Here is a 13,571-nt window from a genome sequence, read left to right as displayed (position 1 = left end):
TCGCTGATGGGATTTTTGCCCTCCAGCCTATGTTTTCTTACGGTCAGCGCAGCAAGTGCGCAGACCTACTGAACAGTTACCATATTTTTTTTATATTAATGTTTTTCCCTTTTCATAAGCACAAACGCAACGCCCGCCGTGATGAACTCTGATACAGTCACCGTAAGCCAGATTCCGTCTACACCAAAGAGTGCCGGGAGAAGGAACACGAACACGCTGTTTAAGATCACTCCGCGGAGCAGTGTGATCGTTAAAGAAAACCGCGGTCTCACAGTAGACTGGAAATACATCCCGCTGATGATGTTCCACTCGCTGACTAAGAAGCCGAGGAAATACAGCCGGATCGCCGGGACCGCCATTGTGAGGATCTCCGGTGTCGGGTCCAGGAACAGATAGGACAACTGTACCGGGATCAGCATGCCGATCGCAGTGAATAGGAAGCCTGCGGCAAATCCGGTCCGGACTCCCAGCTTTCTCGCCTCACCGACTCTCTTCAGGTTTCCCGCGCCAAAGTTCGCGGAAAGCAGCGGCTGTACTGCCTGAGCGATACCGTTGGAAATGGACGATGCCACAAGCGCGGTGTTTGTGATGATTCCATAGACCGTGATTCCCATCTCTCCCACGTAAGCGAGGAGCTGGCGGTTAAACAGCAGCATCACGAAGCCGTTGGAGATCTCCAGAATAAAGCTTGCGAGCCCATTTCCGAGCACCTCCGGCACCCGTCTCCACACATCGCTAAATTCCAGCTTCAAGTGGTTATCTTTCGAGAAAAAATGGCTTGCGAGGATCAGCACCGTGAGTGTCGTTCCGGTGGCTGTCGCCAGCGCCGCACCTCCCATTCCCCATTTCATGATAAAAATGTATACATAATCCAGGATCACATTGGTGACACCTCCGCTGATCACGCCCGCCATGGCAAGCTTCGGCGCACCATCGTTTCGGACGAATGCCTGAAGGAATGAAGACAGGGCAAACATGGGGGCCGCTGTTGTGAGCACAGTTCCGTAAGGCACGGTGTATTCATTTAAGAGTGGGGTATTTCCCATAAAAGTAATCAGAGGGTTGAAAAAGATTCTTCCCAATATCAGAAAGACTGCTGACAGAGCAAGCACCACACAGAGTGCCGCCGTAAAATAACTTCTGGCGCGTTTTTCATCGCCGCGTCCTCTGGAAAACCCAAAGAGAACGCTGCCGCCGACTCCGCACATCATTCCGATCCCGAAATATGTGTTGTAGAGCGGAAGTAAAATATTCATCGCCGCAATACCGGAACCACCGACTCCGCGTCCGATCATCATCGTGTCCGCCAGAATATAAATGGAGGTCACGAGTGTTGCGCTGATGGACGGCACCAGGTAACTGAAAAATACCTGGCGGACCGGGGATTCCAGCATGTTGATCTGTTTCATAAGTGTTGCTCCTCAATATTCTTCAAAATGTATTTCGATATACCTTGTTCTTCTTTCTAACAGCAATATTTCAGCAGCTCTTTTTGTAAAGCTGCTGATTTCTTAGTCTGCGATGTTAAAATTCGTCCTTGCATATCCTGCCAGCGTGTCTGCCATCTTTTTTCCATACTCTGCGGCAAAATCATCAAGGACTCTTTCAGCGATCCGTGTCCCCTCTTCCCCGAAGATTGCTTCACAAACTTCCCGGTATGCCCAGTAGGAATGAGCGCAGTGGTACTCGAAAGATCTGAGGCCTGCCGGATTTTTTGCCATATTGGACTCCGGCGTCAAACCGGCGTTCCGGATCGTCTGTATACAATAATCATGGTCATGGAGTGTCTGGGAGACCTCATAGCGAATCTCCGGGTTGAAACCTCGGGAAATGGACGCATCCAGGTCCTTACAATAGAGAAGCCCCGCTTCCGGGAGTCCCATATTCTTAAACTGGGTGTGCCACGGACAGACATGGATGTGGATCTGAAAGTCCGGGCTTAAGCTTGTCGTCTCGGACTGGTTTCCGAGTCCTTGTGCTTTCACCTCTTCCGTGTTGACCCATTCACCGTACTGGCAGTATGTCTCATAAGTCAGAGGTTTTCCGTCCCGGATCGCTCGCTGTGCCATCCGACGTCCACGCTGTTCGCCGTAATATCGGGTAGCATGCAAAAATGCCGCCTCGCCGCGGTCACCGAAGATTTCCTTCAGGTAAACATAATATTTTGCCGCGATAAACGCGTGTGACAGTTCTGTAAATCCCATAATGCTTCCTCCCGTCCTATATTCTATTCTTCTGCTTCACCATAGCGCTCTGGCTTGTATACAAAGTCTATGCTGCGGACAGACTCATTTTCCCGCATGACCAGATATCCGCATGCTTCTTATTTCATCTCTCCAAGAATATCCGACAACTGCGCAAACTGTGCAAGGCTTAACGCTTCGCCGCGGATCGTCGGAGTGAGTCCCATCTCTGCGATCGCTGCCGCGATCTGTTCCTTTGTATACGGAAGTTCAGGCGCATTTCCGAGACCGTTCTGCAGCGTCTTTCTTCTCTGATTGAAGGACGCGCGGATGATCTTGAACATCAGGGCAGAATCCTTCACCTCAACCGGCATCTCCTTATGTCTTGTAAGCCGGATCACCGCTGATCCCACATTCGGGCGCGGGATAAAGCAGTTCGGCGGTACGTTCGCTACGATCTCCGGCTCCGCGTAATACTGGACAGCCAGGGACAGAGCGCCGTAATCCTTGGACCCCGGTCCTTCCTTCATGCGGTCCGCCACTTCCTTCTGGACCATGACAGTGATGTTATCAATCGGCACGCCGCTCTCGAAGAGCCCCATGATGATCGGGGTCGTGATGTAATACGGCAGGTTTGCAACAACCTTGATCGGTTTCCCGCCATTATATTCTTCCGCAAGTGCCTTGATATCTACTCTCAGGATGTCCTCGTTGATGACGGTGACGTTATCGTAGTCCGCCAGTGTCTCCTTTAAGATCGGGATCAGGTTCCGGTCGATCTCGACAGCGACCACATGACCGGCATTTTCTGCCAGATACTGGGTCATGGTTCCGATTCCAGGTCCGATCTCAAGAACGCAGTCATCCTTTGTGATCCCGGCTGCAGAGATGATCTTCTCCAGTACATGGGTATCAATCAAAAAGTTCTGACCGAATTTTTTCTGAAACATGAATTCATACTTCTGTATGATCTCTATGGTGTTCTTTGGGTTTCCCAGATTTGCCATTTATTTCTCTCTTTCTGTTTTAGACTGCGCTTTTGCGCAGGTGCTTTTATTTACGCGAACAACGAGCCAAAGTCCGCGCTTGCGCGAGACCTTGGCGACTGTCGCGATAACAAGGGGAAACTCGCGAAGCGTGTTTTCACTTGTTGCATGAGGTGCATCTTGTATACAAAATTTGATACCATTCCGATATCGCAGTCCGATCGGTCTGATCATCCCGAAACTCCTACTCTGTGATCCGATACAGCGCTCTAGCATTCTTCGCCGTCTCCCGGATGATCTCTTCCTTAGAAACACCCTTGATCTCTGCCAGTTTCTCCACCACATACGGAAGATTTCCTGAGAAATTTCTCTTTCCCCGGTTCGGCACTGGTGCCAGATATGGGCAGTCCGTCTCAAGAACGATTCTGTCTAACGGTGCATATTCCGCTACCTCAATCAACTTTTTCGCGTTCTTGAAGGTCAGCACTCCGCCGATCCCGATATAATATCCCATATTCAGGTATTCTCTCGCCATCTCCACTCCATAGGAGAAGCAGTGGATCACGCCGCCGGTGGCACCGTTGTGTTCCACCTTCATAATATCTAACGTGTCCTTCGCCGCGTCACGGCTGTGGATGATCACCGGGAGTCCCGTCTTCTTTGCGATCGCAAGCTGCGCCGAAAACCAGTGTTTCTGGATCTCCCGTTCCGGCTCGTCCCAGTAGTAGTCAAGACCGATCTCACCGATCGCCACAACCTTCGGGTTTTCTGCCAGAGATTCCAGCCATTTCATGTCCGCATCCGTAAGCTCCGCCGTCTCGTTCGGATGCACGCCCACCGCCGCATACATGAAGGGATGCGCCTCGGCCAGTGCCAGCGTTGTCTTTGTTGACGCGATGCTCGCTCCGACATTCACAACGGTTCCTATTCCCTGTTCTTTCAGTCCCGTGAGCACTTCCTCCCGGTCCGCGTCAAATGCCTCATCGTCGTAATGGGCATGTGTGTCAAAAATATAGTCCATTCTTTCTGTCCTCAAGTCATATGTCGTTTTCTTTTTCATCCGGTGCCGGCATCTGTATGACTTTTTACACAATCTCATTTTTTACAGTCCCACAGCCATCTTGATTCCCCGGATCACCAGCAGATGCAACGGATAAAACAGATAGAAAATCCTTCCGTTCCCACCGCCTTTTTCTCCATTGTAACGGTTTATCAAGAAAATTGCAACGCAAGCCGCAGCGCCATAGAAATCCATATACATGCAAAATAAAAATACAGCGCAGACAGCCGTGCGAAGCTGTGGTTCCGTGCGCAATGTATACAATATAACGATCAACAGCACGCCCATAAACCCATAATCCGTCTTCAGATAATAGGCTGCCAGTCCGAAAGGAACCACCGCCAGAACCCGGATATACCGCTCATATTCCAACGGAAATCTCCTCTGGCCTACCGCCTTCCTGCCGCCATCTCCTGTTTTTTCCCGGTTTCCGTATGACACTCCAGATCCGGTCCCACAGATCAGATCTCCAGCCCAGACTGCCAGAAGTCCCAGAAGTAATGTGAACACCGTATTCTGGTCCGCCGGAAAAAGCCATGTTCCCCCCGCCACAAGATCAAAGGGGATCTCCGAAATAACCGCCAGCAGAAGCAGCCTCAGCGCATACCATCTCCGGTCCCTCGTGTGCACTGCGCCCTCCGCGATCATAAACGCAAAGAGAGGAAAAGCCACACGCCCCACAAGGCGCATGGCTGTCCCACAGAGACTCCAGGCAGCGCCCGAAGCCAGTTCTGACTGTTCAATAAGCCCAACGGCAGCATGGTCGATGACCATGCTGACCAGGGCAATGTTTTTTAGCTGTTCCGCCGAAAAGCAAAAGCGTACCTTCACTTAGCAGACCTCAGAACCGGACTTGATATCCTTTGCCGGTGTCATTAATGCGAGGTTGCCCTCATCATCCTCCGCGCAGAGGATCATGCCTTCCGATAACATGCCTGCGAGCTTCGCCGGTTTTAAGTTCGTAACGACCATAACCTTTCTGCCGACCATATCTTCCGGTTTATACCATGCCTTGATTCCGCTTAAGATCTGTCTTGTCTCAGAACCGATCTTAACCTGGGAGCAAAGTAATTTTTTGGACTTCGGAACCTCTTCACACTTCACGATCTCACCGATCTGGAACTGAAGCTTTGCGAAATCATCATATGTGATCTCCGGCTTCTTCTCAACGTCCATGCCCGGCTTCTCTTCTTCCTTCTTCTCTTCCTGTTTCTCTGCTGCGGCTGCTGCCTTCATGGCCTCAACCTTCTCCATAACGTCCTTGATGTCCATACGGGCAAACAGGATCTCCGGCTTCTCTGTAACCTTGTTTCCGTTCGGGTACAGACCGAAGGTATTCATGTTCTCCAGCGATCTCTTCTCTGTGTTTAACTGAGCGAGGATCTTCTCAGAAGTTTCCGGCATGAAGGAGAATAACAGGGACGCACCGATGGTGATCGCCTCTGTAAGATTGTAAAGAACGGTTGCAAGACGGTCCTTCTTTGCCTCGTCCTTTGCGAGTGTCCACGGAGTTGTCTCATCGATATATTTGTTGCTGCGGCGGAAGATATTGAAGATCTCTGTGATCGCATCTGCAACGCGGAGCTTGTTCATCTTCTCGTCTACTTTCTTGACCGTCTCAAGAACGGTTGCCTTTAACTCTTCATCCACCGGCTCTGCAGCGCCCTTGTTCTCGACAATTCCGCCAAAATATTTATTTGTCATGGAAACGGTACGGTTTACAAGGTTTCCGAGGATGTTGGCAAGGTCAGAGTTCATGCGCTCAACCATAAGATCCCAGGAGATCACGCCATCGTTCTCAAACGGCATCTCATGAAGTACGAAGTAGCGGACTGCATCTACACCGAAGAAGTCAACGAGCGTATCTGCATAGAGGACGTTTCCTTTGGACTTACTCATCTTGCCGTCGCCCTGTAACAGCCACGGATGTCCGAATACCTGCTTCGGAAGCGGAAGACCGAGAGCCATTAAGAAGATCGGCCAGTAAATGGTATGGAAGCGGATAATATCTTTACCGATCAGGTGAAGGTCTGCCGGCCAGTATTTCTTAAACTTCTCGTCGCTGTTTCCGTCACAGTCATATCCGATTCCCGTGATATAGTTGGTCAGCGCGTCAAGCCATACATAGGTAACGTGCTTCGGATCAAAAGTGACCGGAATTCCCCACTTGAAGGAGGTTCTGGATACACAGAGATCCTGAAGTCCCGGAAGCAGGAAGTTGTTCATCATCTCGTTCTTTCTGGATACCGGCTGGATAAACTCTGGATGCTCGTTGATATATTCGATGAGCTTCGGAGCATATTTACTCATACGGAAGAAATATGCCTCTTCCTTTGCCGGCTGTACCGGACGTCCGCAGTCCGGGCATTTTCCGTCTACGACCTGGGACGGAGTCCAGAAGGACTCACACGGTGTGCAGTAAAGTCCCTCATAATGTCCTTTGTAGATATCGCCCTGATCATATAATTTCTTGAAGATCTTCTGGACCTGTTTCTCATGGTAATCATCTGTGGTACGGATGAATTTATCATAGGAAGTGTTCATGAGGTCCCAGATCTCCTTGATCTGTCCTGCTACGTTGTCAACGAACTCCTTCGGAGTTACGCCTGCGTCCGCAGCCTTTAACTCGATCTTCTGACCGTGCTCGTCGGTTCCTGTCTGGAAGTAAACGTCATAGCCCTGTTCTCTCTTGTAGCGTGCGATCGCGTCTGCTAATACGATCTCATAAGTGTTTCCGATATGCGGTTTGCCGGATGTATAGGCGATCGCTGTGGAAATGTAGTATGGTTTCTTACAGTTTGTACACATGGATTGATTCCTCCTGTTTTTTATCTCTTTTTACGGCTTTTTTCCTGCCGGTCGTTTTTATTGCACAATGACATAAAAAAGAATGTGCTTTGGCACGTTCAGAGCTCTCGCGCAGTCTCTTGCGACAACCTGCCTCCTCGCGCAAGTGTGCGTTTTTGTTTAACAGGACGTTCCTTCGGAGTTTCCTGTCAAATAAAAAAAGCCCGTCTTTAATTATTAAAGACGAGTCTCCCCGTGTTACCACTTTAAATTCGGCGGTGCCTCACGGTCATCGCCCTCACCGGCTGTCAAAAACAGCCTGACACGCTAACGGGCGCTTCCGGCACAGACTAACACGGTTTCCGCTTTCACCTGCACAGCTCCGGGACCATCTTCTGCCGCCTCTTTGCTCCCCTTTCTCACCAACCGGGGTCTCTGAAAGCTTCCTTTCGGCATACTCTTCCCTTCCAAGCTTTTTCCATATGATGCCTTTAGTCTATCCTGTTCGAATAAATTTGTCAAGGTATCGTTTGTTTTTCCGGCGTTTTATATTGCAGTTCAGCCATGCATCTTCATCCAAACCATCGCATAAATGAACTCTGATATTTTTATTGATTTTTTATCCGCAAAAGACTACACTGTGGTTACCAAAAAACTTTTTCACAGATCTTTGCATCGGTACCCTGCGGATCTGCGGCGTCTCTTAACTCTGGAGGAATGAGCTTATGAATCATACATTACTTAACAATCAGGAACGCGCAAGACAGCTCCGGATCCGGATCGAAAATATCACGATCCTTCTGCTCGCCGTCTTTTCCTTTTTCCTGTTCCTTTTGACCTTTTTCCCGTTTTCAAGGATCTCACAGGCAATGCAGGGATCTTTTGAGATGGGACGCATGGTACAGCGTGCCTTCTCTGTTATTCTTTTCGTATTGTCCCTGCAGTTATGGAAGAGAAAACGGAACGCATGGACGATCGCCATGGGGATCTTTGTCCTCAATTTTCTGCGCGGACTCATCGGAATGGGACATCCGCTGCACAACGGGATCATGATTCTCGACCTTTTCTTATTTATCCTGTTTTTCATCACGCGGAAAGATTTCTGCTGCCCGGCCGGACGCGGAAACCGCCGACAAACACTGCTTCTGGCACTTTTTGCCATCATCGGTGTCCTCATAAATGTAGGGATCACCTGGCACTATATGCGGCTCGGAACCGCGGACGGTGCTTCTGTCTCCTTTGCCGACAGCTTCACTCAGGGAATCAGTATGATCTTCGGCATGGGAAGTCTTCCCGCGTCTATGGCTGACCGACACGGAACGGAATTTGTCCTGTTCTGGTTCAGCTGGGGCTGTATTCTCGCCGCTATTCTCTGTGCCATGCGCCCGTGGATTCAGAAACAGGCCCACGGATCCCAGGAAATCCAGCATGCCAGAACACTTTTAAACCTTTACAGTCAGAATCCATGCTCCTATCTCGCGCTGGAGGATGACAAATGTCTGTATTTCGGTCATTCTGTCGATGGAGTGCTTCCTTATGGAACCGTCGGAGATACCATTGTTGTAAACGGTGATCCTGTGTGCAGGGATGAAGATTTTCCGGCTCTTCTCGCGGAATTTAAGGAATTCTGCCAGAACAGCGCCCACAACATTTTCTTTCTCGGGCTGACGGACTATTATCTCAGGGAATATGAAAAACAGGGTTTTGGTCTCGTAAAGAGCGGTGAGGAGGCGCGTTTTAAACTCGCCGATTACGAGATCAGCGGCAAAAAGGGCGCGAAAATGCGAATGAACATCAACCATGCCACGAAAGCCGGTGTCACCGTCCATGAATACAAGGTCCTTGAGAAACGCGATCCGGCTCTTGACCGGGAATTCGACCGGATCACCGATGAATGGCTGGATGGCAAGAAGAGCGGCATGCTCCGGTTCACCATGGGTACCGTAGGACTTGAGGATCCGATGGATAAGCGTTATTTCTACGCATTAAATTCTGATGGAAAAATGGTTGCCTTTATCGTCTTTGTTCCATTTCTTGGAAAAAACGGCTACATGGCAGATGTGACGAGGCACGGGAAAGACGCGCCCAGCGGAGTCATGGAGACGATCATATACGAGGCATTTCAGGTATTCAAGGAAGAGGGCATCGGCTATGGCAGCCTCGGTGTTGCCCCTCTGGCAGGATTAAGTGCCGAGAGCAAAAATCCGATGGAACGTCTTCTGCAGTTTATCTATGACCACTTAAATGCCTGCTATGGATTCCGGGATCTTTACCGCGCGAAAGAAAAGTACAGTCCCACCGAATGGGTTCCGTCCTATTACGCATATCTTCCGAAATATCCGACGCCGGGCATGCTCTACGCCGCTGTCGAGATCCAGAATCCACACGGGATCCGCGGTTACATTCTGACTCTTCTTAAAGGGGAACTGCACAAATGGAAAAAATGACCTGCCGTCAGGGAATGGCGGATACGCCTCAGGTGTGGATCTATTATAAGGAAAGCGGGCGCGGCACTCCCATCTTAATGCTGCACGGAAACGCGGAGACGCACCTGATCTTTGATTATTACGAAAAAAAGCTGTCCATGAAATACCGTGTCATTCTCATGGACAGCCGCGCCCACGGGCGCTCACAGATCAAACCGGAATACGCGGAATCAGAATTTACTACCGCGGATATGGCAAAAGATGCCGCGGCGCTTCTGGATGTTCTTCATATCCCGTCCTGTATTCTTTTTGGATTCAGCGATGGGGCGAATATCGCCCTGGAATATGCATCCCTGTTTCCGGATCGGACTCGTGCCGTGATTGCTATTAGTGGAAATGTCTCACCGAATGGGCTGATTCATCCTGTCCGGGCTTTCTGTGTGGGGAAATACTTCTGTCTGAAAGCGGCGACAAGTCTGTTCCGGGGAATCTGCAAAAAAAATCCTGCCGCTTCCTGCATCCTTTCATGTCTTTTCCGTCATCAGCAGCTCGCTTCCCTGCTCTGCAATTCTCCCATGATGTCCCGGGAGCAGCTTGAAAATGTCCAGGCACCGGTTCTCCTGATCGCCGGAACGAGAGATCTGGTGAAGGTCTCCCACTCCCGCCTTATGGCCCGGCTGATTCCCCGGGCGCAGTTAGTTTTGATCAAGGGGGCGACCCATACGTCCATGTTTGGGCGTAAAGCGTTTTATTTGAAAATCATCCATGATTTTCTGGACAAATCACAAGCATAACAATAAGCTCTTTTCTCTTTCTCAACAATAAGTCCCGGCACCTCCACCGGTCGGTCATTTTTTATCGCTGTATAGTTCTGTTTTTACCGGCAAAGCATATATTGAACCAAATGGCTGTTTCTTCCGCGCCTGGTCAGCCAATATTTTTCGGAGGTCCGAAGATCTATGGCTTTTAAAACATTCCGCCTTGCTGTTGCCGCTTTAGTTTTGACCGTTTTCATTACTGCCTGCCAGAATGACCGGATCTCCCGGGCCCTTTCCCCGGAGACCGGGGAATTTTATTCTTCTGATGCTCTTTCCTCTACCCGATCCGGTCATTCCAAAGAGGTGCTAAAGCTTCAGGCAGATTTTGATGCCTTCTGCACGGAACTGTTTCGGAAGGAGATGGCATCTTCCGGCACTCTGGATCTTCACTATACGCTTCTGCACCCGGAAAATTATGGAATTGATGCTGAGGATGCTGCTCTCGGTACATACCGTCTGTCGGAGCTCATAAAAAGCAATCATGAAATTCATGACCTGAAAGAAAAGCTCTCCGAGTTTGATCCCCATATGCTGTCCGATGACCAGCAGATCCTCTATGACTCCCTTTCTGAGAGAATTGAGACCGGTCTGATGGCGGAAGGTTTAGAACTTTATGATCAACCTCTCGCTCCCACCATCGGGATTCAGGCACAGCTTCCGATCCTGCTGGCGGAGTATTCCTTTCACTCGCTTCAGGATGTGGAGGATTATCTTGCTCTGCTTTCCCAGCTTGATTCCTATTATGGGGATATCCTCTTCTTTGAAGAGCAGAAGGCGGCTGCCGGGCTCGGACCATCTGATGCCTCGATCGAACGGATCCTGGAATCCTGTCAGAGTTATCTCATAGATCCCGTGAACAATTTTCTCACGGAAACCTTTGAGACACGGTTAAATTCTCTTTCCACAGATATTTCCCTGTCGGAACAGCAGAAAAATAATTTCCGCTCCCGCCATCTTGAGGTCATAAAGAACTCGTTTCTTCCCGCTTACCGCCATCTGATCGATGGGCTCTCCGGATTAAAGGGACGCGGTATCAATGAAGGTGGGCTCTGCGGATTCCGGAATGGCGGACGGTATTATGAATATCTTCTACGATCCGGTCCCGGCCTTTCTTATAATATAGAAGAATTAAAGGCAGCTCTGTCTGACCGGATGCAGAAAGATCTGGAAACGATTTCTTCTCTTTCGAAAAAGACAGGTCCTGATCTCTCCTTCCGCCTTACAGATCCACCTGCGATTCTGGCTGATCTGCAGACACAGATGTCCGGAGATTTCCCGGTTCTTTCCGAAGCCTCAAAAAAATATGAGATCCGGTACGTTCCCGCGCAGCTGGAATCTACGTTAAGTCCGGCGTTTTATCTTACTGCACCCCTTGACGATCCCACCAAAAATGTGATCTATATCAACAACGGCAGCACCAGTGCAAAAGACGAACTGTATCCCACGCTTGCCCATGAAGGTTTTCCCGGGCATCTTTATCAGACTGTTTACTTCCGGGAACATACGAGAAATCCTCTGGCAGCCCTGCTCACCTGTTCCGGGGCAAACGAGGGATGGGCAACTTATGTGGAACAGTTATCCTACTTCTATGATAACGGTCTTTCTGCAAAAACCAGCGCTTATCAGGCCGCCATGCGGTCCTTTTCTCTCTGTTTTCACTCACTTTTAGATATCGGGATCAATTATGACGGCTGGTCAAAAGACCGGGCTGCCGCCTTTGTCCGCACCTGCTTTGATGCGGATGACACGCTGGTGGAAGAACTCTGGCAGACCATGATCGACAATCCCACAAATTATCTGGAGTACGCCGGCGGATATGTGGAGATCATGGAAATGCGGGAGGAAGCAGAAAAAAAGCTGGGGAACCGATTTTCCGCGAAGGAATTCCATAAGTTTCTTCTCGATCTCGGTCCTGTGCCGTTTTCTGTGACGCGGAAATACTTTACATTATGGCTCCGACAGAAATAGCCTGTAAGGAAAAAATAAAGTGTGTAAGTTTTTGCCTCAACTTACACACTTTATTTACACGTTCTTTTTAATTGAATGTTCTAAAACTTAAGCGAAATATCCTTTTTCTTCCAGCTTCACAAGTGTACGGTAAACCATTTCTGTTCTCGGTTTAATGGTTTCAAGCCAGATAAATTCTTTATCTCCGTGGGCACCGTCACCTACCGGACCAACTGCATCCATAACGGAGCTGCCTTCGAATGCCATGAAGTTGCCGTCGGATCCGCCACCGGTTGTTACCCATTTCACGTCTACGCCACATTTTTCACCTTCCTGACGCATGATTTCCAACATGCTTCTGGAACGTTCTGTAGATGCCATAGGCGGACGGAATCCTACTCTTGTTACAGTAGCGGTAACGCCTTTGATGATCGGGTTGGTTCTGAGATTTTCAAACGCAGCTTCAATTTTATGGCAAGCCTCAATATTCGTAAAGCGGATATCCACTTCACACTGAGCATTCTCAGCCAGCGTATTTGCTCCCATACCACCCTTTACGATACCAACGTTTAAGCTGGTGCCATGTTCGTAATCATTTAACGGTACCAGACGGGTGATCCACTCAGCCATTTCATGGATCGCACTTGCACCATCCTGCGGATTTACGCCTGCATGGGCATAAATTCCCTTAAAATCAATGACATATCGGGCAAGACCTTTTCGGTCACTGACAATCGCACCGTTTTTTCTTGCCGGTTCAAATACCAGTCCGCATTTCGCATGTCTTGCCAGCTCGCTGATCCATGGATTGGAGTAACGGGATGAGATCTCCTCATCACAGTTTAAAGCCAGGCAAAGATGAAGCTTTGTGTTCTCTTTTACCAATTCCTTAACAACATAATACATATTTAAAAGTCCGGACTTCATGTCGTCAACACCCGGTCCATAGGCTTTCTCTTCGTCCATGGTAAACGGTCTTTTTGCAACTGTTCCTTTCGGGAATACTGTATCCATGTGGCCGACCATTAAAATATCGATAGACTCTTCCTCCGGATAGTTTCTGACTTCCAGACAGTAACCGGCACGCTCATCGAAACGCTTTTTGGTAACTGTAAGTCCTAACTCTTCGTATTTGCGGGCCATTGCCTCTGCCACTTTGTCGACACCCTCCGGGTCAAAGCTTCCACTGTCAATGGAAACAAGCTCCTCTAACTGTTTGATGTACGCATCATAATCAAAATATTTCATATCAGTCACGATATCCTTTCAGAAAAATTGTTTGTATGTAACTGTTCAGTAGGTCTGCGCACTTGCTGCGCTGACCGTAAGAAAACATAGGCTGGAAGGCAAAAATCCCATCAGCG

The 13,571-nt window shown here is 49.3% G+C and carries 11 protein-coding genes and 1 other annotated feature; of the genes, 3 read left to right on the top strand and 8 right to left on the bottom strand.

Features of this window, described 5'->3' with window-relative positions; all coding sequences use genetic code 11:
* Positions 1-95: 95 nt before the first annotated feature.
* The 7 genes from GPK83_RS06245 to metG form a co-directional block, all read right to left on the bottom strand.
* Positions 96-1,409, bottom strand: coding sequence for an MATE family efflux transporter (locus GPK83_RS06245; protein ID WP_215704299.1), 1,314 nt, complete (start codon positions 1,407-1,409; stop codon positions 96-98).
* A 102-nt stretch (positions 1,410-1,511) separates the two neighbouring features.
* Positions 1,512-2,204 carry an L-2-amino-thiazoline-4-carboxylic acid hydrolase gene (locus GPK83_RS06240; protein ID WP_015553983.1) on the bottom strand — a complete coding sequence of 231 codons (693 nt, stop codon included), beginning with the start codon at positions 2,202-2,204 and terminating at the stop codon, positions 1,512-1,514.
* 119 nt (positions 2,205-2,323) lie between these two features.
* On the bottom strand, positions 2,324-3,190 hold the full coding sequence (rsmA, locus tag GPK83_RS06235) for a 16S rRNA (adenine(1518)-N(6)/adenine(1519)-N(6))-dimethyltransferase RsmA (RefSeq protein ID WP_215704298.1): 867 nt from the start codon (positions 3,188-3,190) through the stop codon (positions 2,324-2,326).
* Positions 3,191-3,403 carry a hypothetical protein gene (locus tag GPK83_RS06230; protein WP_215704297.1) on the bottom strand — a complete coding sequence of 71 codons (213 nt, stop codon included), beginning with the start codon at positions 3,401-3,403 and terminating at the stop codon, positions 3,191-3,193.
* Between the two features lie 10 nt (positions 3,404-3,413).
* Complete coding sequence (locus GPK83_RS06225; protein ID WP_215704296.1) at positions 3,414-4,229, bottom strand: TatD family hydrolase; 816 nt, start codon at positions 4,227-4,229, stop codon at positions 3,414-3,416.
* 42 nt (positions 4,230-4,271) lie between these two features.
* A complete protein-coding gene (locus tag GPK83_RS06220; protein ID WP_215704295.1) occupies positions 4,272-5,060 on the bottom strand; it encodes a TraX family protein in 789 nt (262 codons plus the stop codon).
* Positions 5,061-7,037, bottom strand: a complete 1,977-nt coding sequence (gene metG, locus GPK83_RS06215; RefSeq protein ID WP_021905796.1) for a methionine--tRNA ligase — start codon at positions 7,035-7,037, stop codon at positions 5,061-5,063.
* Between the two features lie 215 nt (positions 7,038-7,252).
* Positions 7,253-7,495: a binding site (T-box leader), on the bottom strand.
* Between the two features lie 246 nt (positions 7,496-7,741).
* Between metG and GPK83_RS06210 the strand changes: the two genes are divergently transcribed.
* The 3 genes from GPK83_RS06210 (at position 7,742) to GPK83_RS06200 (ending at position 12,228) form a co-directional block, all read left to right on the top strand.
* Entirely contained in the window at positions 7,742-9,463 is a 1,722-nt protein-coding gene (locus GPK83_RS06210) for a DUF2156 domain-containing protein (protein WP_215704294.1), read from the top strand.
* Complete coding sequence (locus tag GPK83_RS06205; RefSeq protein WP_215704293.1) at positions 9,451-10,236, top strand: alpha/beta hydrolase; 786 nt, start codon at positions 9,451-9,453, stop codon at positions 10,234-10,236. The genes GPK83_RS06210 and GPK83_RS06205 overlap by 13 nt, the downstream gene beginning before the upstream one ends.
* A gap of 165 nt (positions 10,237-10,401) precedes the next feature.
* Positions 10,402-12,228, top strand: a complete 1,827-nt coding sequence (locus GPK83_RS06200) for a DUF885 domain-containing protein (RefSeq protein WP_215704292.1) — start codon at positions 10,402-10,404, stop codon at positions 12,226-12,228.
* Positions 12,229-12,315: 87 nt separating this feature from the next.
* On the opposite strand, the gene GPK83_RS06195 is transcribed toward GPK83_RS06200, so the two are convergent.
* Positions 12,316-13,455, bottom strand: coding sequence for a M20 family metallopeptidase (locus GPK83_RS06195; RefSeq protein WP_215704291.1), 1,140 nt, complete (start codon positions 13,453-13,455; stop codon positions 12,316-12,318).
* Positions 13,456-13,571: the final 116 nt, after the last annotated feature.

Source organism: Clostridium sp. MCC328 (assembly GCF_018785465.1).
GTDB classification, from domain to species: Bacteria; Bacillota; Clostridia; order Lachnospirales; family Lachnospiraceae; genus Pilosibacter; species Pilosibacter fragilis.
The sequence above is the reverse complement of the archived record's forward strand: the minus strand, read 5'-3'. Positions and strand labels throughout refer to the sequence as shown.